Raw genomic sequence first — 21,639 nt, forward strand, 5'->3', positions numbered from 1 at the left:
TAATAAAACTTAAAAAAATACACTTGTATTAAATGGCAATGCGGGGAACATAATGGTAATTGGAAAAAAGGCGCTATTGGCCTCGTCAGTCTTCGCACTGAGCGGGTGTGCCTCCATGCAACAAAACATGGAAACCATGTCAGAATATGCCGGCCGTGCTGCTGGTGCCACGCTTGGGGCGGGTCTGGGCTATTTGGCGTGCAGTAACAAGAACGACCTGGACAAGGCGGCGTGTATCGTAGCTGGTGCTGCGGCAGGCTGGGCAATCGGCGACCTGATCGACCAGAGGCGCCAGGCGCTCGAGCAAGTATCGCAGCAGGAAAATCTCGCCCTCGTCTATGAAGAAATCGACACGCTGGAGGGAGAATCAGCGGGGCTAAGTACTACCATTACCGACCAAGCCATGTTCGCCACGGGGTCGTCAACTCTTGCCCCGTCTGCACGTGAAAAGCTACTCAAGATAGCCCAAGCCTATCTGCAACAACCTCAAAAAATCCTGGTTATCGGCCACACCGATGCCACCGGCAGTAGCGAGTTTAACCAGCGTTTGTCGGAACAGCGCGCAAGAACCGTGGCTCGACTTTTCATGCAAGAAGGCATCCCCGAGACCAGCCTGTATTTTCAAGGTGTCGGAGAATCTCGACCAATTGCTGATAATACCTCTGTCAGTGGTCAGGCAACGAACCGGCGCGTAGAAATCGTGGAGATCACCTCGGAAGACGAGTTGATGGCCTACACGATGCGTAAACAGTTGTCTCTCGACAACATTCGGTCCTCGGTTCAGACACGCACCGAATCCTCACCCTCCGTTGCTTCGTCCAGCACCTCGAAACAGCCTCGCGACACCGCAAAGACAACGGCACCTTCAACCAGCAAGAGCAGCGAGTCGACGACCGTCACCCCTCCTGCCGTGACCACTCCTCGACACACCATGGCCCTGGGCGGCGCCCCGGTATCGGAAGCCGACCTGGCGCTCTACCAAAGCCTGTTTGATACATCCAGCACTTGGAAGCGCCTCCTGCCAGTCGGCCAAGCTCAGGCCAACAACAGTCAACAGGCGTGTTATCAGGACAACTTCCGCCAGTCGGGCAGCGTCAAGCGACTGGGAGACGATCAATCCGTGGCCTACAGCGCGGAGGACTACCTACCAGGTCTCAACCAGAGCCTGCTCGTCACCACGCTGGAAGATCGGCTGATTGGCCTGGGCCCGGTCGCCGTCACGCGTCACTTTGAGCCGGTATCCGCGCCGCAACTCTACGTTTACCAGCCTGGTGACAACCAGCATTCGCAATACCGCCTCCCGGTCAGCGTCAATGTCTACGAAGGCGACGAGGCGTGGCTTTACCGCGCTTTCGTTGACGATGATCAGGCACCGGTCGATTGCTTCGACCTGGTCTTCAACAAGCAGGACGCGACTCACGCCAATGACGGCCGTCTTTTCTATGCAGGAAACCAGGGCCTGATGGCGGTGAATTACACCCCCGCTCGTCCTACACGCCAATAACGACACGACGTATCACGCAAGGGAACATCGATGAATGATCTTCTATCGCTGATCAATGAGTACCGCATCATTCTAGGCGCGATTGCACTGCTTCTGATCACGACGCTTTTGTTGAGAGCCTATTGGGAGCAGGTCGGCTTCTTCTGGTTACGAGTCCGCTGTGCCATGCCCATATTCGGCAAGGTAGCCAAGCTATCCAAACAGACCAACGCCCGAGAAAAGGACAGCGGCTGGTTCAGTAGTGAAAGATTGTTGTGTGCTGAATTCCTGCACTATTACCAGAACGTCAACAAGGACGAGGAATTCTTTGGCAAATGCCAGAGCTATCTGAGCAAGGCGCAGGAGACTGGCCGCAAGAAACTGCATCTGTTGGGCTGGGTGCTGATCGCTTTGATGGTGTTTGTCGAGGCAATGGGGTTTTCCTACGTCCTTGCCGGCTGGACCATTCCCGGCGCCAGCGAGGCGCTTCAGCAGCAAGGCGCTGTCGGCATCGCCTTTCTGATTTCAGCGCTGCTCGTCTACCTTACCCACAAGACCGGGCACGAGATGCACCAGAATCATTTGGTGAGGAAGGTGCGGACGTGGTTCAGCGGTGAGCGCGACCAACTGATACCTGACACCAGTGTCACGCTTGAAGATAACGAGCGAGACGATGGACAGCCCGCCTGGAAACAGCTGTTGAACCGGGTGAGTACAAACGCTCACGTCAAACCTTCCCACACCATCACGATCGTGACATTGGTCTTTATCGTTGCCGTAGCTATCGGGGCCACCTATGTCCGTGGCCAGGCGCTGGACGAGATGCTGTCTCGCCAACAGATCACTCCGGAAAACACGATGAGTGGGGGTTACCAGGACCCTTACAGCAGCACCGCCCTCCCCGATGAGTTGGCAGGCATCCAGCGCGCTGCCGATGAAAGCGCCCAGGACAGCGCACTCTCGCATCAGCGTAAAGGCGGCTGGGGCACCTTTATCGTCCTCGCCGTCATCTTCGTGTTCCTGCAGATCATGGGTATCATGATCGGCTACTTCACCGGCTTTGCCGGCAAGGAGTCCGCCGCCGCTCGCGGTTATATCGGAGGCTTCAAGAACAAACAGGAATTCGCCAACTACTACGCCAAGAAGCGCATGCAGTACGCCCAGGTCGCCCAGAAGTACCTGTCCCGCCTGCAACATGCGATGGTCGGCCACGCTCAGCACCACAACACCGATGGCGATAGCATCAATCAGCTGCGCAACCCCGGTCAGCGCACCTTCCTGGCCTATGTCGATGATTCGCTGCAAAGGCAGCACGAGTCCGAAGCCAAACAGCGAACTAGACAGACCGTCACACCAGAGCCCCTCGCACGCGCAGAACCCGCCGTTTCCAACGCCGACAGCGTACCGCCCATGCCAGTACCAGACGTGGCCCGGGCAGCTGACGACACATCTCTCGTTGAGAGCGACGACGACATGGAGGGTCGTATCCGTAAAAAGCTGGAAGCGGAAATGAAGGCCAAGCAGGCACAGTCACAGCAACAGCGTGAGGCCGACATGGAAGCTCAGTTACGCAAGGAAATGGGGCTCGAATGATGCGATATTTCCGACCTGCCACCGCCCTCCTGGCGGGCCTGCTACTGAGTTTGCTGCCCATAACACCGGCCCAGGCGGCTGAGCGTGATGACTTCCCCTCCTGCTATGGCATGCTCGGGGATGCCGCGCCCACCGTCCCTGCATCGCCTCGGGCCCTCTTCGTCATCATCGATGAGACCGTAGCGGCGGACGACTCACTGAAACGTGCCGTCGTGGACAAGACACTACGTTATCTTCGCCCCGGCGACGATATCATCGTGGCACGTTTTGCAGCGTATATCGGAGAGCACTACACCCAGTTGCCTCTCAAGGGGCAGCTGGATCCGACACTTGACGAAGAGGCGCGTTTCTCGATTTCCAAACGCGCCCTTGTGGGCTTCGACGGCTGCATGAGCAAGCAGAGCAACTTCGTCAAGCAGCGCGTCACATCCGCCATCCTGGAGAGCTTCAACCCCAACGAAGACATTCCGAAGACCGAACTGTTGGGCAACCTGAGTTCACTCAGTGAGGTGGTGGCTAACAACGAGGCACCCCGCAAGACCGTGCTGCTGTTTTCCGACATGCTGGAAAACTCCGATTTAACCACGTTCTATCGTCAGGGCGCGGTTCGCGTCATCGAGCCTGATGCGGAGCTCGCCAAACTCGATGCCAGTGGCATCCAGGCCGACTGGGGCGGCGCTAGCATCTACATCATGGGTGCCGGTCTGGTCGGCGACACCTCCGCTTACCGAAGCAAGCAGGCCCTCAGCGCGCTTCGTTCTTTCTGGACAGGCTATTTCCAGCGCAGCCAAGCCACGCTGAAGGGCTGGGGCGAGCCCATGCTGATGGTAGAACTGCAGTAAACCATTACCCGCTGAAACATGAGCAACCGCAGTTGAGCGGTTGCTCGTCACTCATGTCATGAACCAGAACGTCAACGAGAAAGGAATATAGTATGAGCGAGCCCAGTATCGGAACCCAACAAGACGCGACCATTTCCATGGACGCCTCAGATGCCCAGGCTCCCCGGGCAGCCGGAACCGTCAACGACAGAACCTATGTCATCGTGACCTACGCGTTGTACCTGAGCGCCCCGCTTTTCCTGATTACGCCGCTTATCGCGCTCATCATAGGCTATGTACAGCGAAGCAAAGCGGGCCCCATACACGCCAGCCACTATCACTTCCAGATCCGGAGCTTCTGGATCAGTACCCTGATGGGCCTGGGCCTGTTACTGGCGACAATCATTGGCACCATGCTCATGGTCATCGGAATCGGCTTCCTGATTTCCGGTGCCGCCTACCTGGCCATGCTGGTGCTGGCTATCTGGTATTACGTACGCATGATTGTCGGACTCGTGCGTGCCATTAACCACGAGCCCATCACTAATCCCCGCTCCTGGATGGTTTGACGTCCCTAGCAGCCACCATCCATCTAGTTATTCGTCCTCCTGATCGTCGCGGGTCCGCTCGCGGCGATCGGCCTCTTCCTCCAGCGCATCATCGATTACCGCCATCAACTCATCGACGTTGACACTTGAGGTGTCATGCTCGAAGCGCCCGGTCAGCTTCACGTCCGGATGCAGCTCGCCGGACTCATACAGCGCCCAGATTTCCTTGCCGTATTCCGTGTCCAGCAGTTCCGGGGCGAAGCGGCCGAAATAGGCCCGCATGTTGTCGACGTCACGCTCAAGCATGCGTGCGGCGTTGTTATTACCGGCCGCATCGACGGCCTGTGGCAGGTCGATGATCACCGGGCCATGCCGGTCGACCAGTACGTTGAACTCGGACAGGTCGCCATGCACCAGCCCGGCACACAGCATGCGAACCACGTCGGCGATGACCTGGCCATGGTAATCGCGCGCCTGGTCTTCCGTGAGTGTCACATTGTCCAGGCGGGGGGCGGCGTAGCCTTCCTCATCAGCGATCATTTCCATGAGCAGCACGCCATCGACGAAGGAGTAGGGCTTCGGCACGCGCACGCCAGCAGACGCCAACCGGTAGAGCGCATCGACCTCGGCATTCAGCCAGGCGTCTTCCTGCTCGCGCTGACCATAGCGGGTCTTCTTGGACATCGCCCGGGCGCGACGGCTGTTACGCACCTTGCGCCCTTCCTGATACTCCACCGCCTGCTTGAAGCTGCGTTGCTTGGCTTCCTTGAAAACCTTGGCGCAGCGCAGCTCATCACCACAGCGCACGACATAGACCTGCGCTTCCTTGCCGCTCATCAGTTGGGTCACGACCTCGTCGATCATGCCCTCATCGAGTAGCGGTTGTAGCCTCTTGGGTATCTTCATAGCACCTTGCAGTTACCGATTCACACGACGCGCGCGGAACGACTTGCCCTTTAACTTTCCCGTCGCGAGCTTTTCAAGCGCCTCCCTGGCCACCTCGCGTTCGACGGCCACGTAGGCGCTGCGCTCCAGCACCTTGATCTTTCCGACCTGTGTCCCCGCGATCCCATCATCGCCGGTCAACGCACCGAGAATATCACCGGGACGAAGCTTCTGCTTCCTGCCGCCATCGACCTGGAGAGTCGCCATGCGAGGCGCAGGTGGGCGTTTCTCGAGCAGGCTGGCAGGCGGCAGCGGCGAGTCATCGATATCGCCCCCGAAATACTCTGCCAGGCGCACCAGTCGCGCACCCTCATCAGGGGTATATAGGGTATATGCGACGCCCTGGCCACCGGCGCGGCCGGTGCGCCCGATGCGGTGCACATGTACCTCGGGATCCTGAGCGATGCGGTAGTTGAACACGGCATCCAGCGACTCGATGTCCAGCCCACGCGCCGCTACATCGGTCGCGACCAGAATCGATGCACTCTGGTTGGCAAACAGGATCAACGTCCGGTCGCGGTCACGCTGCTCCAGATCGCCATGTAGCGCCAAGGCACTGAATCCATGATTGCAAAGCGCATCGGCGACGTTCTGGGTTTCCCGCTTGGTATTACAGAACACGACACTCGACGCTGGCGTATGCTTTAACAGCAGCAGGCGCAGCGCCATGAAGCGAGCAGCGTCATCATCCACGCGAAAGAACGCCTGACGGATGCTGTCGCTATCATGGGTCGCCTCGACTTCGACAACCGCTGGCGACTTCATTAGCCGCTCGGCAATGGGACGAATGCCCTCGGCATAGGTGGCACTGAAGAGCAGCGTCTGGCGCGTCTCGGGGGTGTGCGCCACGATGGCCTCCAACGTCTCCTGAAAGCCCATGTCGAGCATGCGGTCGGCCTCGTCGAGCACCAGCGTATCGAGCCCAGCAAGGTCCAGGGCACCCTTGCGCAGGTGCGCCTCCACCCGCCCTGGCGTGCCGACGATCACATGCGCGCCACTTGCCAGCGAGTTCAGCTGTGGCCCCATCGGTACCCCACCACACAGGGTCAGCACCTTTACGTTTGGCAGGGCACGCGCCAGCTTGCGTATTTCGCCAGAGACCTGATCGGCCAGTTCCCGGGTCGGGCACAGGACCAATGCCTGCACCTGAAAGCGCATCACATCGAGACGTGACAGCAGGCCAAGACCGAACGCTGCGGTCTTGCCCGAGCCGGTCTTGCCCTGACCGATCACGTCCCGCCCTGCGAGTATCAGGGGGAGGCTTTCCGCCTGAATCGGCGTCATGGCGCGATAGTCCAAGGACTCCAGGGTCGTCAGTAACTCAGAGGGCAACGGCAAGGAGGCGAAAGCCTGGGAAGGGATAGGTTCAGACAAGCTCAGATCCTGTAGGAGGCGATAGGCAAAGCGGCAGGCAGGGGCGAGGCGGAAAGGCCGAGACGAAAATGCCGCCATGTTGGGATAGGCGGCTAGATTACCAGAAACGCGCGGAAGCGTCTGTCACTCAGGGCCAATCATACCATGAGCGACGTCCCGTCCATGAACGATATCAAGGCCAAAAGCGATAGGGCCTAACGACGCCCAGTCATCAGGACACCTTCGACATAGCGTCCATCCTGCAATGACTCAACGGTATGCCTGGCGATATCCTCGGCCTCGATACCGCCCAATGATCTCACCTGCGCTACATAAGCCTCAGCCAGCGCCTGGGCATGCGGCGATCCGCCCAGAATGGCGGCACCCACCTGGTTGAAGGCGACCGGTGATGCCGTATCCGGTGCATTACTGACGGGCCGGGTTTCGCCTTGGCCATTGGCCGCCTGGCTGGCGTATTCCTGTTCGAGCTTCGCATAACAGGCATCACCTGCCGCCTCGCCCTGGGACCGGTCGACCAGCATGCAGTGCAGCAGGCGTAATGATTGATCGTTCGGATGACGCTGCTGCGCCTCGTTCACGCTAGATAACGCCTGCTGGTACTGATGCCGGTAAAGCTGGGCCTGCAGCTTAGTGTGCCAGGCACCGAGGTTATCAGGCGATAGGGTCAGGATTCGCTCGGCGAGGGTCATCGCCTTGTCGATGGCCTGCTCGTCATGCTGGCGAATTCCCTGGTACAAGTGCTGCGCTGCCTGACGCTGCAGCGCAGCGGACTCCTCGGTCTCCGCTGCCGAGCTTGGCTGATAAGCCAACGTCATTAATGTTGCCAACAGGAGCGCGGGAACTTTCTGGAACATAAGCATCGCTGGCGTCACCGGGATTGATTGCTTCATGTATGCCTGCGCAGCGACAGACATTCCGACCTTGGTATGAGAAACCCCCTCAAGGTAGTGCAAGGAAAGTCATAATTCCAACGTGTCCATAGCACCAATTAACTAATTCCGGATCGCCCCAAATCCAATCAGCCGTGGCGGATGCACTCAGGGCGGTCAAGCGACTGCCGCCAGGCCCGGCGCAGGCTGGTCAGGACGGAAATAAACCTGCCACACTAGGCGAATGTTGAGTAAAATTCGCGCGTCGATGACAACCTGACAGGACAAAGACATGGGTAGGGCCTTCCAGAACCGCAAGGAATCAATGGCCAAGACGGCCGCCGCCAAGACCAAGGTGTACAGCAAGTACGGTCGCGAGATTTATGTCTGCGCCAAGGCGGGCGGTGTCGACCCCAACGGCAACCTGGCACTGCGTGGGCTGATCGATCGCGCCAAGAAGGATCAGGTCCCCTCCCACGTGATCGACAAGGCGCTCGACAAGGCCAAGGGCGGTGGCGGCGAGGACTTCTCTCCGGCGCGTTATGAAGGGTTCGGTCCCGGTAACTGCATGGTGATCGTGGAGTGCCTGACCGACAACCCCAACCGCACTTTCGGCGACGTGCGCATGTGCTTTACCAAGACCAAGAGCAAGATCGGCACGCCAGGCAGCGTCAGTCACATGTTCGACCACAGTGCCATCCTCGCCTTCAATGGCGATGACGAGGAAGCCGTGCTCGAAGCGCTGATGGAAGCCGATGTCGACGTCACCGACATCGAGAACGAGGACGGCCGCATCACGGTATTCGCCCCGAATACCGAATATGCCAAGGCCAAGCAGGCGCTGACCGACGCCTTCGGCGAGCTCGATTTCGAGGTCGATGAGATTCAGTATCTGCCCCAGACCACCACGCCGATCAGCGGCGACGATGTGGCACTGTTCGAGAAGTTTCTCGATATGCTCAACGAGTTGGATGACGTGCAGAACGTCTACCATAACGCCGAAGTGGAAGAGACCGCGTAAGGTATCATTCCCGCCTGCCACGTTCGCTTCTCGGCCCGCCTCAGTGCGGGCCGAGGCTTATTCTGGGCACCATTTCAGCCCCGCTCCGCTTGGCGCGCCAGTCATGCCCCGTCTATCTTGGAATGGACGTCATCGTTTGCGTGGAGTCGAAACCGCAATGGACCGGGTGCCGCAGGAAAGGCGTCCAAGCTAACAGGAGGTTGAACGATGCCAGCAAAATCACAGGCTCAACAGATGGCCGCCGGTGCCGCACTTTCTGCCAAGCGTGGCGAAAAGAAAGTCAGCGAGCTGGAGGGAGCCTCCAAGGAGATGTACGAATCCATGGACGAGAAGGAACTGGAAAAGATGGCCTCCACCTCGCAGAAGGACAAGCCTGAACACAACCAGAAATCCTGAACCGGCATGGAACGAGCACATCGAAGGGCTGCATCATTCATGGTGCAGCCCTTTTGCGTTCATGCACGCCATCATGAGCAGACCGGCAACAAGGGAACAGGATCAGGCAAGAATCCGACAGGATTGCACTGGCTGGTCCCGTGCGGAGCGACCCATACTGGTGGCGCACTTTCTCTCCCGACTTGCCAGCCCCGGGCCCGATATCGATAAACGGCATCGTCAGATACCCCGACACGCTGGCGCCACTCGCTCAGGAGTTTCACGCATGCGTTATACACGATTCGGCAATACCGGGCTGTTCGTCTCGGAGCTCTGCCTCGGCACCATGACCTTCGGCGGCCAGGGCGAGCTATGGAGTCAGATCGGCGACCTGCAGCAGGCCGACGCCGACAAGTTGATCGGGCGCGCCCTCGATGCCGGGATCAATTTCATCGACACTGCCGATGTCTACTCCGAGGGGCATTCCGAGATCATGACCGGCCAGGCGCTGAAGAATCTCAGGGTGCCGCGCGACGAGGTGGTGGTCGCCACCAAGGTCTTCGGCCCGACCGGCCCCGGTGTGAATGCCCGCGGCCTGAGCCGCTACCACATCATGGAAGGCGTCAAGGCCAGCCTGCGGCGTCTACAGCTCGACCATATCGACCTTTATCAGGTTCACGGCTTCGACCCGGCCACGCCGATCGAGGAGACTGTACGCGCCCTGGATCTGCTCGTACAGCACGGCCATGTACGCTACGTCGGTGTCTCCAACTGGGCCGCCTGGCAGATCATGAAGGCCCTGGGCATTGCCGAGCGCCATGGGCTGTCACGCTTCGAATCGCTACAGGCCTACTACACCGTGGCCGGGCGCGACCTGGAGCGAGAACTCATTCCGCTGCTCAACAGCGAGAATCTTGGCTTGATGGTGTGGAGCCCACTGGCAGGCGGCCTGCTCAGCGGCAAGTACTCTCGCGATGGCCAGGCCGAAGCCGGCAGCCGACGCACCACGTTCGACTTTCCACCGGTCAACGTCGAACGCGCCTACGACTGCATCGACGTGATGCGCCGCATCGCCGAGTCTCGCAGCGTCTCGGTGGCCCAGGTCGCGTTGGCCTGGCTACTGCACCAGCCGGCCGTGACCAGCGTCATCGTCGGTGCCAAGAGAGTAGACCAGCTCGACGACAACATTGCCGCCAGTGAGGTTCGGCTGAGTGATGAGGAGCTTGTCGAGCTCGATGCCGTCAGTGCCCTGCCGGCCGAATATCCGGGCTGGATGCTGGAACGTCAGGGTGAGGCCCGGCGCCAGCAGCTCGAGGCCGCCCGAACACGCTGACCCAACGCACCGACATTGCAAAAGCGCCCGTCCATTGAGGATCAGGGCGCTTTTTTGCGGCAACCGCCTTTGGTTATTTACCGTGCTTATGGCACCCTCGACGGTCTCGCCAGGTTTGCGCTTCTTTTCCTGAAAGGGGGCGTGGGCTACTGTGAACACATGCGTCTGTAACTCACCAGGTAGGACCGTGCATGGAAGCTAACGAACATATAACCCCAAAAACCCAGAACCACCTTTCCCGCCGGCGTCAGATCAGTCTCTTTGCCAAGAACTTTTTCAAGCATCCCAAGATGCTCGGCTCGATCATTCCCAGCTCCCCCTTTCTGGTCAAACGCATGCTGGACTGCGTCGACTGGCAGCGTGCCAATGTTCTGGTCGAGTACGGTCCCGGCGTCGGCACGTTCACCAAAGAGATCTTGCGGCAGATGCGCCCGGACGCGGTCCTGATCGTGATCGAGACCAATGAGGACTTCGTCGAATATATCCAGCGCGCCTATCCAGACCCAAGAATGCAGGTCATTCATGGCTCGGCCGAGGATATCCAGACGATTCTTGAGGAGCGGGGCTTCGACGCGGTCGACTACATCGTCGCGGGCATACCGCTCAGCACCCTGCCCGTGACGGTAAAAGACAATATCCTGCGCGCCACGAAGCAGGCCATTGCCTCGGATGGGGCATTCTTGCTCTACCAGTTTTCGCCCAACATCATGCCCCACCTGAACCAGACCTTCTCGAAGGTGACGAAAAGCTTCGAACCCATGAACTTCCTGCCGGCACATTTCTACCACTGCACGCCCTGAGCGTGTCGTGGAGTTCATGAAGGGGGCTTCTCCCTAGGCCAAGCATCACGCTACGGCCTAGGCCCAGGATCCTGCCGAGTTAATCCCCAACGAGTGGAAACGGCGCATCCTGGCTTTCTTCCTGCTGGTGCTGGCGCTGTTCCGGGGTCCAGAGCGTCTTCAGGTAATCCACCACGAGACGGATCTGGTGCGGAGACAGCACCTCTCCAAACGCCGGCATAGTCAGTCGGTCGGTCTTGTTCCAGGGATCCCGCCAGCCCTCTGCAATAATCCGGTAGAGCATCGCATCAGAGTGCTTCCAGGTGTGCCCTGTGGGGTCATGGGGCGGTGCGGGCAGTTCGCCCAGGGCATTCGGTGTCTGCCAGTCGAGCTGCCCTTCACCATCAATACCGTGACAACTGGCACAGTATTGCTGATAGAGCTGCTTGCCCTCGTGCAATGATCCGGCCTTATCGTCACTAGCAGGCCCGCCACCTGCCAAGGCCTGGCCGGCGACGCCCGACAGCCAACCTGCAAGCACTAAAGCGCCGGTCTTACGCATTGCTAGCGGCCCAGGTCTGGCCAGCCCAAGGTCAGCCAGCAGCCAGAGCCGACGGGGACCTGAAAACCGGTCCGGCTGCGTGGTCGTTCTTGTCTTCCGACTGGAGGAGGTATGACAACTGCTCATGGCGATGCTTCACTGGCAGGAGCTTCCGGTTGCAGATCAGTAAGTGGCGTAAACATCAGGGGAGTCGGTTGGCTGAAAAGCCAGAACATAAACCTCGATGGGCCCCTGCTTTTCACCTCCCATCCCCGGCGACCCCGCCGGCATTCCCGGCACACTCAGCCCCTTGATGAAGAGGGTGCTATCCAGCACTTGCCGTATGCTTTCCGCATTCACGTGGCCTTCGAAGACATAGTCATCGATCAGCGTGGTGTGGCAGCCTGCCAGTCTTTCGGGAACGTTATGCTCGGCCTTGAGCTGCGACAGGTCATTGGTATTGACCACCTCGACATCGAAGCCGTTTTCCTTCAAATACTCGGCATGCCCGCTGCAGCACCCGCAGTTGGGATTCTTGTAGAGAGTGGCCGATGTTGCGGCAGCAAAGCCTGACACCGGGAAGGCCAGCAGGGCAGCAAATGCCAATTTCTTCAAATGCTTCACGACGATTCTCACTGGTTAGTCAGCACAATGGATCCGTGGCCATTTCCGATAATGGAACTGGCCACGCACCGGTCAGGCACTCGTCTTGGCGCCTTCAGCCTGGCTCTTCTGCATGGTGTCCATCATGGCGTTGCACTTCTCCATCATGGAGTGCATCTGCCCCATCATGCCCATCATGTTGCCGTGCATGCCGCCCTCGCTCATCATGCCGCCTTCACCCATCATGTGGCCGTGCATGTCGTTGGATTGCACCTTATCCTTGGCTTCCTCCTGGGCGAATAGTGAGCCAGCCCCAAAGGCACCGACGGACACGACAGCAACCGTGAACATGGCGTTACGTAGCTTGCGCATCATTTTTCCCTCATTATCGGCTTCGCAATATTTCAGCCTACAACCTGTTAGCTGCGCAAGGGTCAAGGGCCAACAAGCCCCTACTCCTTTCCTTCGATGGCATTCCTTTCTCAGGCGCGGGGCTCTACTCTGACTGACCGACCCTCTCACGACCGACGCAGGTAACATATTGATGCGTATCTATCACCGCTATGTTCTACCTCGGCTCATGCATCTAGTGATGGGTTCCCAGCTGCTTGAATCCTACCGACAACGCCTGGCCTCGCAAGCGCGGGGCACCGTGCTGGAATTGGGATTCGGATCGGGACTCAACCTGCCTTACTACGACCCACACCAGGTGACCCGGCTCTTTGCGCTGGAACCCGAAGAAGGAATGCTTGAACTCGCGCAGCAGCGTAGTGCTCAGGCAGCGTTCCCGGTTGAGGTATTACACGCTGGTGCAGAGCAGATCCCACTACCTGACCGAAGCGTCGACACCATTCTCTGTACCTGGACTCTCTGCACGATTCCGGATATTGATCGGTCCCTTGCCGAAGCGCGCCGGGTGCTCAGGCCCGGTGGCCAGTTTCTGTTCACGGAGCACGGTTTGTCGCCAGAGCACCAGGTGGCACGCAGGCAGCATCGACTAACGCCGTTCTGGAAGCGCTGCGCCGGGGGATGCCATCTGAACCGGGAAGCCGACGCCCTGTTGGAAGGGGCCGGGTTCGAAATCGTCACTACCCACAAAGGCTACCTTGGCCCTCTGAAGAGCATGACCTACATGACCGAAGGGCGAGCGATAAATTTGCCGGCCGACTAGCGAGCCCCATCTGACGCTGTTTCGTTGCTGACCCGCCACACGATATCGCCGACATCGTCAGCCACCAGTAACCCGCCACGCTTGTCGATGGCCACCCCCACCGGACGACCGAGCGCCTTGCCCTCGTCACTCAGAAATCCGGTCAGCACGTCTTCCGGCGAGCCGGCCGGTTCGCCGTCTTCGAACGGCACGAAGATCACCTTGTAGCCGCTGTGCGGCTTGCGATTCCAGGAACCGTGCTGACCGACAAACATGCCACTGGAAAAGCGCGCAGGCAGCGCATTGCCCTCGGCCGCCGCCAGGCCCAGCGAAGCGGTGTGTGGGCCAAGGGCATAGTCAGGCACGATGGCTTGCTCGACCCGTTCAGGACGCTGGGGCTCGACACGCTCATCCACATGCTCACCGAAGTAGCTGTAGGGCCAGCCATAGAAGCCGCCTTCCTGTACGGCGGTCATGTAATCTGGCACCAGATCGCTGCCCAGCATGTCGCGCTCGTTGACCGTCACCCACAGCGCACCTGTCTCCGGTTGCCAGGCCATGCCCACTGGATTGCGCAGGCCCGAGGCGTAGATGCGATACTCGCCGGTGGCCGGGTCGATCTCCCAGATCGCCGCGCGCCCCTCCTCCTTGTCCATGCCCTTCTCGCCCACGTTGCTATTGGAGCCTACACCGACATAGAGCCGGCTACCGTCGGGGCTAGCGATCAGACTTTTCGTCCAGTGGTAATTGATCGGCCCGGCAGGTAACGCGGTTACGGTCTCTCCCGGCGCGGTAATGCGCGTCTGGCCATCTTCATAAGGAAAGCGCACCACCGCATCGGTATTGGCCACGTAGAAGCCGTTACCCACCAGCGCCATGCCGAAGGGCGAATGCAATCCGTCCAGGAAAGTCGAACGCTCGTCCGCCACACCGTCGGCATCGGTATCGCGTAACAAGGTGATACGGTCGGCGCTCTCACCGCCGGCCCCTGCCTGCTTCATGAACCAGCCCATGATCCGGGCCTTCAGGCCCCCGGCCTCCTTGGGTGGACGGTTGGTCTCGGCAACCAGCACGTCGCCATTGGGTAGTACGTAGAGCCAACGGGGGTGATCGAGGCCATCGGCGAATGCCACCACCTCGGTACCGGGTGCCGCCTTTGGCTTTTCGCCGGTGGGCCAGCGTTGGGCAGGGGCGATGTTGACGGTGGGAAACAGCGTCTCGCTGGGTGCCGGCAGTACGGGATCAGGCCCTGTGCCCGCCGAGACCGGCAGGCGGGCGACGTCACCGCATGCCGTCAGTGTCAGCGTCAGGAGCCCCAACGTGGCCAAACGTGAATGCATATCTTCCCCCTCGTACACCCCGCGATGTAACGCCGCCCATTTCTAGCGAGCGTAGACACCTTTATGCCGTCGGCACAATAACGGGGCGGTGAGAAAGAACAGAAAGAGAACGGAGGGGGTGGATACATAAGGAGGCAGGCCCAGAGTGGGCCTGCCTCCGAGGAAAACACAATGCGTTGAGTTGTGTTATCCCGCTTTCTTGTTGACGTCGCTCTTGGCCAGTTTCGTCAACTTGTCATCGGTGGCCTTTTCTTCCTTGAGGGTCTCAGCCAGGATGTTCTTGGCTTCGGTATACCCCAACTGTTCTGCCAGCGAACAGATCGTTCCGTAAGCGGCGATCTCGAAGTGTTCGACCTTCTGAGCCGCCCCGATCAGACCGGCATCCAGCACTGGGCCTTTCTCACCCGATTCGATCAGCTCCTGCGCTTCCTCGATCAGGCTCTCCATGGGATAGCTCTTGATGCGCTTGACGCGAATATCAGGAATCGTGTCCGCCGCCTGTTCGATACGCTCTACCTGCCCACGCGTTTCTTCCAGGTGTTCCTTGAATGCCTCGGCCAGCTTGGGATCGTCTGCAGCACGCGCCATCTTGGGCAGGGCACGGGTAATCTGCTTCTCCGCGCTGTTGATTTCCGCAAGCAGGCGCGCGAACAAATCATTAGGGGTCTTGATAACCATATATCGCTCCGTCTCGACAGTGAGTCCATTTACTGATCAGGCGATGTCGCTTTCTCAAGCTAGCAGCGGTTTGCCAACTGGCAAGCATTCGGGAGCAATGGTTTCCCTCCTGTCACCAAACGATACATTGGGAAATCGCAAACTCTGTTTTATTCACTTCAGAACAAGTCAACCAATAGCACAGCGAGGCAGCGCATATTTACCCATCTTCTCCCTTCATCACCGTTGCCTGCCTATGCAGAGTTACCTAACTGGCTAGACTCACTAAATCACCTTGGCTGTTGCATGAACCACGCCGGATGCGTGGTACCGAAACACATCAGGGAGGATCCCTCATGGCCGATAACCCGCTGCGCCACAAAGCCATGCCGATGACGTCGATCAAAAGCGGCGATCTCTTCGAGGTACTACCCGACGTGGCCGGACTGACGGTCAAGATCGTCAATGTCTATTTCGTGGGCCATCCCGAAAGCGGCGACTGGGTGCTGGTCGATGCCGGCATGCCCAACTCGCAGGATAAAATTATCGATGCTGCGATACAGCGCTTTGGCAAAGATGCAAAGCCCAAGGCCATCCTGCTGACTCACGGCCATTTCGATCATGTCGGGTCGGCAGTGGAACTGGTAGAGCATTGGGGCGTGCCGATTTATGTGCACCCCGACGAGATGCCCTATCTGACCGGCGAAGCGCACTACCCCTATCCCGATACCCAGGTCGAGGGGGGCTTGATCGCCAAGCTGTCGGGCTACTTTCCCAACACGCCGGTGGACCTGCGCCCGTACGTTCGCCTGCTGCCCGAGGGCGGTCGTATTCCCGAACTTCCGGGCTGGCGCTGGGTGGCAACCCCGGGGCACACGCCGGGGCATGTCTCGTTCTTTCGCGATGCGGATCGCGCCATGATCGTGGGCGATGCCTTCGTTACCGTTCGTCAGGACAAACTCTATCAGGTCATAACCCAGCATCAGGAGCTCAGTGGCCCACCACGTTACTTCACCCCCGACTGGGATAGCGCCCGCGAATCGGTCAAGCGACTATCGGCACTCAAGCCCAACGTGGCCGTGACCGGCCATGGTCGCCCCATGTCCGGCGAGTCGCTGATCCATGACCTGGAAGCGCTGGCCATGAACTTCGACAAGCTGGCTGTGCCGTCACACGGCAAGAGCGTCGACGATACGCACTGAGAGCAAGCGGTGCGCTGGCTCTGCCGGCGTGCCGCATTCAGTCCTCTCGGACCTGGCCTCCCGCACCCTGGCCGGCCATCCCATCGCTCAGCAGGCTCTGACCGCGTCCAGCCATGACCCAAACGAGAGCCTCTCCGCCTGAACGACGGAGTGAGTCATAACCCACAGGCTACACCCCACGAACCGACGGTTACGTCTCCCCACTGTGTTGGCGCGAAAAAGTCGGTATGCTGGTATAGCGACATCGTTATTACGGAGTGGAAAGCACGAACGATCACTGACTATTGCAAACCAGCGCAGGAGGTTCTCATGAAGGTCTATAAACCTGAATGGCGATGCACGTTCAACGTGAATGAAGGCGCAGAGGAATCAGCCAGCTGGAAAGAGCGTGTCGCCTGGCGGCTGCGAGGTCTCGCAGACAAGCTGGACGGCAGCGGACGCACCTTGAAGATAGACTGCAGTGTCACCCCGGCGGTGAGCCGTGAAGACGTGGACACCTGTCTTGGCAAGGGATTCGAAGTGACTCAAGGCCTACTCACCCAACTCGCCCACCAAGCCGCATGCGAAGACGTGATGCGGGACGCCAAGGCGGACCTGTTCGAGGAACAGCGGGAGTAAGTTATTCGTGAGCTACCGTGGTAAAAGCAGAACGCCCCATATGACAGAGTCTATGGGGCGTTTGCGTTGATTCGCTGATTAGCTCAGGAATGGCTCATTCAAACTGGCCATCAGTCGATACCGACAGTGGACGCCAAGCCTCCAGCTCCGTTCTGAGCTGCTCGATCTTGTCACTTACGACCTTCACGGCATCCGAGCCGGCCGCAAAACGTAGCGGCGGCCTCGTATGGTTTGCCAATTCGACGAGACACGCCGCAAGCTTTGCAGGATCACCTGCCTGGCGGTGGCTGTGGGCTTCGAACCCTTCTTGCAGCCGTTGTGAATAGGCTTCGTAGTCGGCGATAGGCAACTCGCCATACTGGATAGACGAGGCGTCAAGAAAGTCGGTTCGAAAGTAGCCCGGCTCCACAATGGTGACCTTGATGCCGAACTGTGCGACCTCCTGCGCCAGCGACTCGGAAAATCCTTCGACGGCGAATTTGCTGGCGCAGTACAGCGCAGCGAACTCCACCCCCTGGATCCCACCGACCGAAGAAAGGTTGAAAATATGGCCTGAGCGCTGCTGGCGCATGACCGGCAATACGGCTCGGGTCACATCGAAAAGACCAAGGACATTGACGTTGAACTGCGCCCTGGCCGAGTCCGGCGTGACCTCTTCAAAGAGGCCGAGCTGACCGTAACCGGCATTGTTGACCAGCACATCGATGGCGCCGAATCGCTCCACCGCACCGTCCACGGCATGCTGCGCCTGCTGCCTGTCAGTTACATCGAGTGGTAGCGCCAGCAGGCGATCCGACTCGGCGCCCAAGGTTTGTACGACGCTAGCCGGCGTGCGCGCCGTGGCCACGACCCGGTCTCCTGCGGCCAATGCCGCTTTGGCGACTTCAGCCCCGATGCCCCGTGATGCACCGGTAACGAACCATGTCTTGTTCATGTTCCTTCTCCCATGAGTGAACCGCCAGATCACTATGCTGACGTTCACTGCATCGGAGGTATCCGGATTCTCCGCGAAACTTGCACGATTCTGGCAGCATCTCCTCCAAGCGTTGCGGCCTCCGCCGAGGCGGCGTAACGTCTTATCTTCGCCGATATGGGGGGCAGCATTATGACTTGGGACAGGGCAAGGTTCGACGAAGTCATCTCGCTGGTCGAACGATTCTGCCAGAGCGAACGCTGCAACACGCCCATCCCCGGCATCACGCTGGTACGCTCGGATGGCCCGACCGCCGCCATACCAGCGATTTATGAGCCGATGCTGTGCCTCATTGCCCAGGGACGCAAACGTACCTTGCTGGGCGACAAGCTGTTCGAATATGGGGCCGGTGACTACCTGATCGCCTCGGTCGACCTGCCCATTTCAGGCGAAATCGTTGAGGCCAGCCCTGATGCTCCCTACCTGGCCTTTTCCCTGCGACTCGACACTTCGATAATGGCTGAGCTTCTGCTCGCCCTGCCGGACCGACCCGCCGTGAGCCGGTTACCCACAGGGCTTACGGTGAGCCAACCTACACCAGATCTACTGGATGCCTTGGCTCGCCTGTTGAGATTGCTCGATCGCCCACAGGACATTGCCATCCTGGCACCGCTGATCGAACGAGAAATTCTCTACCATCTGCTGACTGGCGAGCAGGGCCAGACACTCCGGCAGATCGCCCTCTCCGAAAGCCACCTGAGCCAGATCAGCAGAGCCATCTCCTGGATCCGACGCCACTACTCCGACCCGCTACGGATCGAGACTGTGGCGCAGGTTGCCAACATGAGTCCTTCGTCGTTTCATCGCCACTTCAAGGCCGTGACGACCATGAGCCCGCTCCAATATCAGAAACAGATCCGGCTGCAGGAGGCGCGGCGCCTGTTGCTTGCTCAGGGTACGGACGCAGCCAGTGTCGGATTCATGGTGGGTTATCAGAGCCCATCGCAATTCAGCCGGGAATATGCCCGCTTGTTCGGTCATCCCCCGATACGGGATGTCAGCCGTTTCCATCGCATCGAGCCGCTGCAGGCATAGGCACAACAGATTTACGCGCATGATGTCACAACCGACTCCACGGGCTCGTCTTGTCTATGCACGACCCACTACGGAGCCCACCGATGAAACCGAGACTGAATGCCTTTACTGCCGCCCCCGATGCCATGAATGCGATGGTGACATTCGAAAATGCCATCAGGAAAAGCGGCCTGGAGCCCAGTCTTTTCGAACTAGTCAAGATCCGCGCATCGCAACTCAATGGCTGCGCCTACTGTATTCACATGCACACGCGTGATGCCCGAGCCACCGGTGAGCGCGAAGAGCGCATCTACCTGCTTTCGGCCTGGCGGGAGTCGCCGCTTTACAGCGACCGTGAGCGTGCTGCACTGGCCTGGACCGAAGCATTGACCCTACTGCCTGAAACCCACGCGCCGGATGACGTCTATGCGCTAGTAAGTCAGCAGTTCAACGAGGCAGAACGGGTCAATCTCACCCTGTTGATTGGTGCGATCAATGTCTGGAACCGTATTGCCGTGGGCTTTCGCAGCATCCACCCTGTCGAGACCTCTCCCCCGCAGACGGTTGCCTCATGAGTGACCCTCAAGGCGCCAGGACGCCAAATGCCTCGCACGAATTCGAGGCCCACCGCGCCTATCTGACGCGCCTTGCCTACCGCATGCTCGGCTCGATCGCCGAGGCCGAGGATGCGGTACAAGACGGCTACCTGCGCTGGCACCGTCAGGACACGGCCAGGGTCGACAACCCTCGGGCGTTTCTCAATCAGGTGGTGACACGGCTCTGCCTCGACCGGATCAAGCAGACCCGCAACCAGCGGGAACACTATGTGGGTGTGTGGCTGCCGGAGCCACTGGTGGAAGACTGGTCAGCCGCCGAACACGCGGCTTCACCCGTCGATCAGGATGTCACGGTGGCCCTGATGCTGGCGCTTGAGCGTTTGTCGCCACTGGAGCGTGCCGCCTTCATCCTGCACGATATCTTCGACATGGCGTTCGACGACGTGGCCACGGCGTTGGGCCGAACGGAAGCCGCCTGCCGGCAGTTGGCCAGCCGCGCACGGAGGCGCGTGATCTCTGCTAAGCCCCGCTTCAAGATCGACCCCAATGAGGGGGCGCGTCTTGCCGACGCCTTCTTCACTGCCGCCCGCAGCGGCGACGCCACAAGCTTGCAACAACTGCTGACCAAAACCGCTACCTTTCACTCCGATGGCGGCGGTCGCAAGCCTGCGGCCCTTCGTACCATCTCGGGCGCTGACAAGATCGGTCGAATGTATGCAGGCTTGGCCCGCAAAAGGGCTTTCGCCATGCCCCTCTGGACCCGCAATGTCAGGATCGATGGCCTGCCCGGCCATCTTTCGGTCGAACACGACGGCACGCTGCAGACCACGGCCTTGCAGTTTGAGGCGGGGCGTATACAGGCCATCTTCGTGGTGCGAAATCCTGACAAGCTGCGTCACCTCGCGGCATTACTGCCTGCTGACGCGGCACAGCTGATTACTCACTGACAGGCGATGTGACATCGCCAACAGTGGTTCAAGCATCTGCAAGACACTAAAGCTCGGAGTGGCTGGGGTAGCGGGGGGCTGGCCAGCTCTGCTAAAGTCAAACAAGAACTTGTTTATACGTCATTGGAAGGAGCCATGCATTGCCATCCCCTTTGATACATAGGCTGAGCCAGTTCATGGAACTGACCGATGAAGAAAAAAAGACATTGGAGAATGCAGCCAGGCAAAGGATTACCATCAGAAAAGGGAAAGACATCATCAGCGAAGGGCAGAAGCCTGACGAGGTGTATCTCATAGAAGAAGGCTGGGCTTGCCGCTATAAGCTTCTTGAAAATGGCGAGCACCACATCATGGCCTATCTGATTCCCGGTGATCTGTGCGACCTCCATACCACCATACTGGATCAGATGGACCATTCGATTCGCACCATCACTCCCCTGAAAGCTGCCGTTTATTCGGCCAACGAAATAAGTAACTTAATGGCGAAAAATGTTCGGCTTGCAAGAGCGCTTACCTGGTCGACGATGGTTGACGAGGCGATTCTGCGAGAGTGGCTGGTCAATGCGGGTAGCCGGGCTGCCGACAAGCGCTTGGCTCATTTCTTCTGTGAGATGCTAATACGCTCGCGTGCTGCGGGTCTTTCCCAAGACAATAGCTTTGAGTTTCCGATCACCCAGGCAGAGCTAGGTGAGTCAATGGGCCTGACTGAGGTGCACATCAACCGGGTTCTTCAGCGGCTACGCGGAGAAGGCCTTATCGCTACAGACAATAAACGCCTGGTTATCCTCGATTGGGTACGCCTCAAGGCGTTTGCGCAGTTTAACCCGAACTATCTTCATTGCCAGATAGAACCCTGTGATGCTTAAGCGTACCTGCCGAGCAGGGCTGCCTTCAGG

24 protein-coding genes are annotated in these 21,639 nt (G+C 59.1%); 15 read left to right on the forward strand and 9 right to left on the reverse strand.

Annotated elements, in window-relative coordinates; genetic code table 11:
* Window positions 1-52: 52 nt before the first annotated feature.
* The 4 genes from F568_RS0101830 (at window position 53) to F568_RS0101845 (ending at window position 4,466) form a co-directional block, all read left to right on the forward strand.
* Window positions 53-1,504 (forward strand): OmpA family protein, encoded by a 1,452-nt coding sequence (locus tag F568_RS0101830; protein WP_083932953.1) that lies wholly within the window; start codon window positions 53-55, stop codon window positions 1,502-1,504.
* 30 nt (window positions 1,505-1,534) lie between these two features.
* Complete coding sequence (locus F568_RS23765; RefSeq protein ID WP_019016992.1) at window positions 1,535-3,076, forward strand: hypothetical protein; 1,542 nt, start codon at window positions 1,535-1,537, stop codon at window positions 3,074-3,076.
* Window positions 3,073-3,918, forward strand: coding sequence for a hypothetical protein (locus F568_RS0101840; protein ID WP_019016993.1), 846 nt, complete (start codon window positions 3,073-3,075; stop codon window positions 3,916-3,918). Before F568_RS23765 ends, F568_RS0101840 begins: the two co-directional genes overlap by 4 nt.
* 92 nt (window positions 3,919-4,010) lie before the next feature.
* On the forward strand, window positions 4,011-4,466 hold the full coding sequence (locus F568_RS0101845; RefSeq protein ID WP_019016994.1) for a DUF4870 family protein: 456 nt from the start codon (window positions 4,011-4,013) through the stop codon (window positions 4,464-4,466).
* Between the two features lie 27 nt (window positions 4,467-4,493).
* Here F568_RS0101845 and F568_RS0101850 read toward each other — a convergent pair whose 3' ends face one another.
* The 3 genes from F568_RS0101850 to F568_RS0101860 all read right to left on the reverse strand — a co-directional run bounded on the left by F568_RS0101850 (window position 4,494) and on the right by F568_RS0101860 (window position 7,654).
* Complete coding sequence (locus F568_RS0101850) at window positions 4,494-5,351, reverse strand: PA4780 family RIO1-like protein kinase (RefSeq protein WP_019016995.1); 858 nt, start codon at window positions 5,349-5,351, stop codon at window positions 4,494-4,496.
* Window positions 5,352-5,363: 12 nt separating this feature from the next.
* Window positions 5,364-6,764 (reverse strand): ATP-dependent RNA helicase DbpA, encoded by a 1,401-nt coding sequence (gene dbpA, locus F568_RS0101855; RefSeq protein WP_019016996.1) that lies wholly within the window; start codon window positions 6,762-6,764, stop codon window positions 5,364-5,366.
* Between the two features lie 194 nt (window positions 6,765-6,958).
* On the reverse strand, window positions 6,959-7,654 hold the full coding sequence (locus tag F568_RS0101860; RefSeq protein ID WP_156817316.1) for a tetratricopeptide repeat protein: 696 nt from the start codon (window positions 7,652-7,654) through the stop codon (window positions 6,959-6,961).
* Between the two features lie 271 nt (window positions 7,655-7,925).
* Here F568_RS0101860 and F568_RS0101865 point away from each other — a divergent pair, with 271 nt between their 5' ends.
* The 4 genes from F568_RS0101865 (at window position 7,926) to F568_RS0101880 (ending at window position 11,162) form a co-directional block, all read left to right on the forward strand.
* Complete coding sequence (locus F568_RS0101865) at window positions 7,926-8,654, forward strand: YebC/PmpR family DNA-binding transcriptional regulator (RefSeq protein WP_019016998.1); 729 nt, start codon at window positions 7,926-7,928, stop codon at window positions 8,652-8,654.
* 207 nt (window positions 8,655-8,861) lie between these two features.
* Window positions 8,862-9,050, forward strand: coding sequence for a DUF3008 family protein (locus F568_RS0101870; RefSeq protein ID WP_019016999.1), 189 nt, complete (start codon window positions 8,862-8,864; stop codon window positions 9,048-9,050).
* Between the two features lie 265 nt (window positions 9,051-9,315).
* Window positions 9,316-10,362 (forward strand): aldo/keto reductase, encoded by a 1,047-nt coding sequence (locus F568_RS0101875; protein WP_019017000.1) that lies wholly within the window; start codon window positions 9,316-9,318, stop codon window positions 10,360-10,362.
* A gap of 191 nt (window positions 10,363-10,553) precedes the next feature.
* Window positions 10,554-11,162 (forward strand): class I SAM-dependent methyltransferase, encoded by a 609-nt coding sequence (locus F568_RS0101880; RefSeq protein ID WP_019017001.1) that lies wholly within the window; start codon window positions 10,554-10,556, stop codon window positions 11,160-11,162.
* Between the two features lie 79 nt (window positions 11,163-11,241).
* Here F568_RS0101880 and F568_RS0101885 read toward each other — a convergent pair whose 3' ends face one another.
* The 3 genes from F568_RS0101885 to F568_RS0101895 form a co-directional block, all read right to left on the reverse strand.
* Window positions 11,242-11,703: a c-type cytochrome gene (locus F568_RS0101885; protein WP_019017002.1), complete on the reverse strand. Its 462-nt coding sequence runs from the start codon at window positions 11,701-11,703 to the stop codon at window positions 11,242-11,244.
* A 162-nt stretch (window positions 11,704-11,865) separates the two neighbouring features.
* Window positions 11,866-12,306, reverse strand: a complete 441-nt coding sequence (locus F568_RS0101890; RefSeq protein ID WP_019017003.1) for a DUF411 domain-containing protein — start codon at window positions 12,304-12,306, stop codon at window positions 11,866-11,868.
* Between the two features lie 72 nt (window positions 12,307-12,378).
* On the reverse strand, window positions 12,379-12,660 hold the full coding sequence (locus F568_RS0101895) for a hypothetical protein (RefSeq protein WP_019017004.1): 282 nt from the start codon (window positions 12,658-12,660) through the stop codon (window positions 12,379-12,381).
* A gap of 169 nt (window positions 12,661-12,829) precedes the next feature.
* On the opposite strand from F568_RS0101895, the gene F568_RS0101900 reads away from it, so the two are divergent.
* The gene (locus F568_RS0101900; RefSeq protein WP_019017005.1) at window positions 12,830-13,456 is read left to right on the forward strand and encodes a class I SAM-dependent methyltransferase; all 627 of its coding nucleotides are present in this window, start codon (window positions 12,830-12,832) and stop codon (window positions 13,454-13,456) included.
* Here F568_RS0101900 and F568_RS0101905 read toward each other — a convergent pair.
* Together F568_RS0101905 and F568_RS0101910 are read right to left on the reverse strand one after the other, a co-directional pair.
* On the reverse strand, window positions 13,453-14,775 hold the full coding sequence (locus tag F568_RS0101905) for a PQQ-dependent sugar dehydrogenase (RefSeq protein WP_019017006.1): 1,323 nt from the start codon (window positions 14,773-14,775) through the stop codon (window positions 13,453-13,455). The two genes, F568_RS0101900 and F568_RS0101905, sit on opposite strands and share 4 nt — an antisense overlap.
* A 186-nt stretch (window positions 14,776-14,961) precedes the next feature.
* A complete protein-coding gene (locus F568_RS0101910) occupies window positions 14,962-15,453 on the reverse strand; it encodes a YciE/YciF ferroxidase family protein (RefSeq protein WP_019017007.1) in 492 nt (163 codons plus the stop codon).
* Window positions 15,454-15,788: 335 nt separating this feature from the next.
* Here F568_RS0101910 and F568_RS0101915 point away from each other — a divergent pair, with 335 nt between their 5' ends.
* Complete coding sequence (locus tag F568_RS0101915; protein ID WP_019017008.1) at window positions 15,789-16,634, forward strand: MBL fold metallo-hydrolase; 846 nt, start codon at window positions 15,789-15,791, stop codon at window positions 16,632-16,634.
* A 309-nt stretch (window positions 16,635-16,943) separates the two neighbouring features.
* Window positions 16,944-17,252, forward strand: a complete 309-nt coding sequence (locus tag F568_RS0101920; RefSeq protein ID WP_019017009.1) for a hypothetical protein — start codon at window positions 16,944-16,946, stop codon at window positions 17,250-17,252.
* A 94-nt stretch (window positions 17,253-17,346) separates the two neighbouring features.
* On the opposite strand, the gene F568_RS0101925 is transcribed toward F568_RS0101920, so the two are convergent.
* The gene (locus F568_RS0101925) at window positions 17,347-18,186 is read right to left on the reverse strand and encodes an oxidoreductase (protein WP_019017010.1); all 840 of its coding nucleotides are present in this window, start codon (window positions 18,184-18,186) and stop codon (window positions 17,347-17,349) included.
* A 171-nt stretch (window positions 18,187-18,357) separates the two neighbouring features.
* On the opposite strand from F568_RS0101925, the gene F568_RS0101930 reads away from it, so the two are divergent.
* The 4 genes from F568_RS0101930 (at window position 18,358) to F568_RS0101945 (ending at window position 21,609) form a co-directional block, all read left to right on the forward strand.
* Window positions 18,358-19,260 (forward strand): AraC family transcriptional regulator, encoded by a 903-nt coding sequence (locus tag F568_RS0101930; protein WP_019017011.1) that lies wholly within the window; start codon window positions 18,358-18,360, stop codon window positions 19,258-19,260.
* An 83-nt stretch (window positions 19,261-19,343) separates the two neighbouring features.
* A complete protein-coding gene (locus F568_RS0101935; RefSeq protein WP_019017012.1) occupies window positions 19,344-19,814 on the forward strand; it encodes a carboxymuconolactone decarboxylase family protein in 471 nt (156 codons plus the stop codon).
* Window positions 19,811-20,743 carry a sigma-70 family RNA polymerase sigma factor gene (locus tag F568_RS0101940; protein WP_019017013.1) on the forward strand — a complete coding sequence of 311 codons (933 nt, stop codon included), beginning with the start codon at window positions 19,811-19,813 and terminating at the stop codon, window positions 20,741-20,743. Before F568_RS0101935 ends, F568_RS0101940 begins: the two co-directional genes overlap by 4 nt.
* A gap of 176 nt (window positions 20,744-20,919) precedes the next feature.
* A complete protein-coding gene (locus tag F568_RS0101945; protein WP_156817317.1) occupies window positions 20,920-21,609 on the forward strand; it encodes a Crp/Fnr family transcriptional regulator in 690 nt (229 codons plus the stop codon).
* The last annotated feature ends 30 nt before the right edge of the window (window positions 21,610-21,639 follow it).

This window comes from Modicisalibacter luteus DSM 23508, assembly GCF_000378505.1.
GTDB classification, from domain to species: Bacteria; Pseudomonadota; Gammaproteobacteria; order Pseudomonadales; family Halomonadaceae; genus Modicisalibacter; species Modicisalibacter luteus.

Excerpts from the sequence above, each read along its gene's own strand:
- F568_RS0101905 (WP_019017006.1), bottom strand. The coding sequence starts at position 14,775 with ATGCATTCACGTTTGGCCACGTTGGGGCTCCTGACGCTGACACTGACG.
- F568_RS0101865 (WP_019016998.1), top strand. The coding sequence starts at position 7,926 with ATGGGTAGGGCCTTCCAGAACCGCAAGGAATCAATGGCCAAGACGGCC.
- F568_RS0101920 (WP_019017009.1), top strand. The coding sequence starts at position 16,944 with ATGAAGGTCTATAAACCTGAATGGCGATGCACGTTCAACGTGAATGAA.
- F568_RS0101885 (WP_019017002.1), bottom strand. The coding sequence starts at position 11,703 with ATGCGTAAGACCGGCGCTTTAGTGCTTGCAGGTTGGCTGTCGGGCGTC.
- F568_RS0101945 (WP_156817317.1), top strand. The coding sequence starts at position 20,920 with ATGGAACTGACCGATGAAGAAAAAAAGACATTGGAGAATGCAGCCAGG.
- F568_RS0101830 (WP_083932953.1), top strand. The coding sequence starts at position 53 with ATGGTAATTGGAAAAAAGGCGCTATTGGCCTCGTCAGTCTTCGCACTG.
- F568_RS0101925 (WP_019017010.1), bottom strand. The coding sequence starts at position 18,186 with ATGAACAAGACATGGTTCGTTACCGGTGCATCACGGGGCATCGGGGCT.
- F568_RS0101840 (WP_019016993.1), top strand. The coding sequence starts at position 3,073 with ATGATGCGATATTTCCGACCTGCCACCGCCCTCCTGGCGGGCCTGCTA.
- F568_RS0101875 (WP_019017000.1), top strand. The coding sequence starts at position 9,316 with ATGCGTTATACACGATTCGGCAATACCGGGCTGTTCGTCTCGGAGCTC.
- F568_RS0101930 (WP_019017011.1), top strand. The coding sequence starts at position 18,358 with ATGACTTGGGACAGGGCAAGGTTCGACGAAGTCATCTCGCTGGTCGAA.
- F568_RS0101935 (WP_019017012.1), top strand. The coding sequence starts at position 19,344 with ATGAAACCGAGACTGAATGCCTTTACTGCCGCCCCCGATGCCATGAAT.
- F568_RS0101940 (WP_019017013.1), top strand. The coding sequence starts at position 19,811 with ATGAGTGACCCTCAAGGCGCCAGGACGCCAAATGCCTCGCACGAATTC.
- F568_RS23765 (WP_019016992.1), top strand. The coding sequence starts at position 1,535 with ATGAATGATCTTCTATCGCTGATCAATGAGTACCGCATCATTCTAGGC.
- F568_RS0101850 (WP_019016995.1), bottom strand. The coding sequence starts at position 5,351 with ATGAAGATACCCAAGAGGCTACAACCGCTACTCGATGAGGGCATGATC.
- F568_RS0101880 (WP_019017001.1), top strand. The coding sequence starts at position 10,554 with ATGGAAGCTAACGAACATATAACCCCAAAAACCCAGAACCACCTTTCC.
- F568_RS0101915 (WP_019017008.1), top strand. The coding sequence starts at position 15,789 with ATGGCCGATAACCCGCTGCGCCACAAAGCCATGCCGATGACGTCGATC.
- F568_RS0101860 (WP_156817316.1), bottom strand. The coding sequence starts at position 7,654 with ATGAAGCAATCAATCCCGGTGACGCCAGCGATGCTTATGTTCCAGAAA.
- F568_RS0101910 (WP_019017007.1), bottom strand. The coding sequence starts at position 15,453 with ATGGTTATCAAGACCCCTAATGATTTGTTCGCGCGCCTGCTTGCGGAA.
- F568_RS0101895 (WP_019017004.1), bottom strand. The coding sequence starts at position 12,660 with ATGATGCGCAAGCTACGTAACGCCATGTTCACGGTTGCTGTCGTGTCC.
- F568_RS0101870 (WP_019016999.1), top strand. The coding sequence starts at position 8,862 with ATGCCAGCAAAATCACAGGCTCAACAGATGGCCGCCGGTGCCGCACTT.
- F568_RS0101900 (WP_019017005.1), top strand. The coding sequence starts at position 12,830 with ATGCGTATCTATCACCGCTATGTTCTACCTCGGCTCATGCATCTAGTG.
- F568_RS0101845 (WP_019016994.1), top strand. The coding sequence starts at position 4,011 with ATGAGCGAGCCCAGTATCGGAACCCAACAAGACGCGACCATTTCCATG.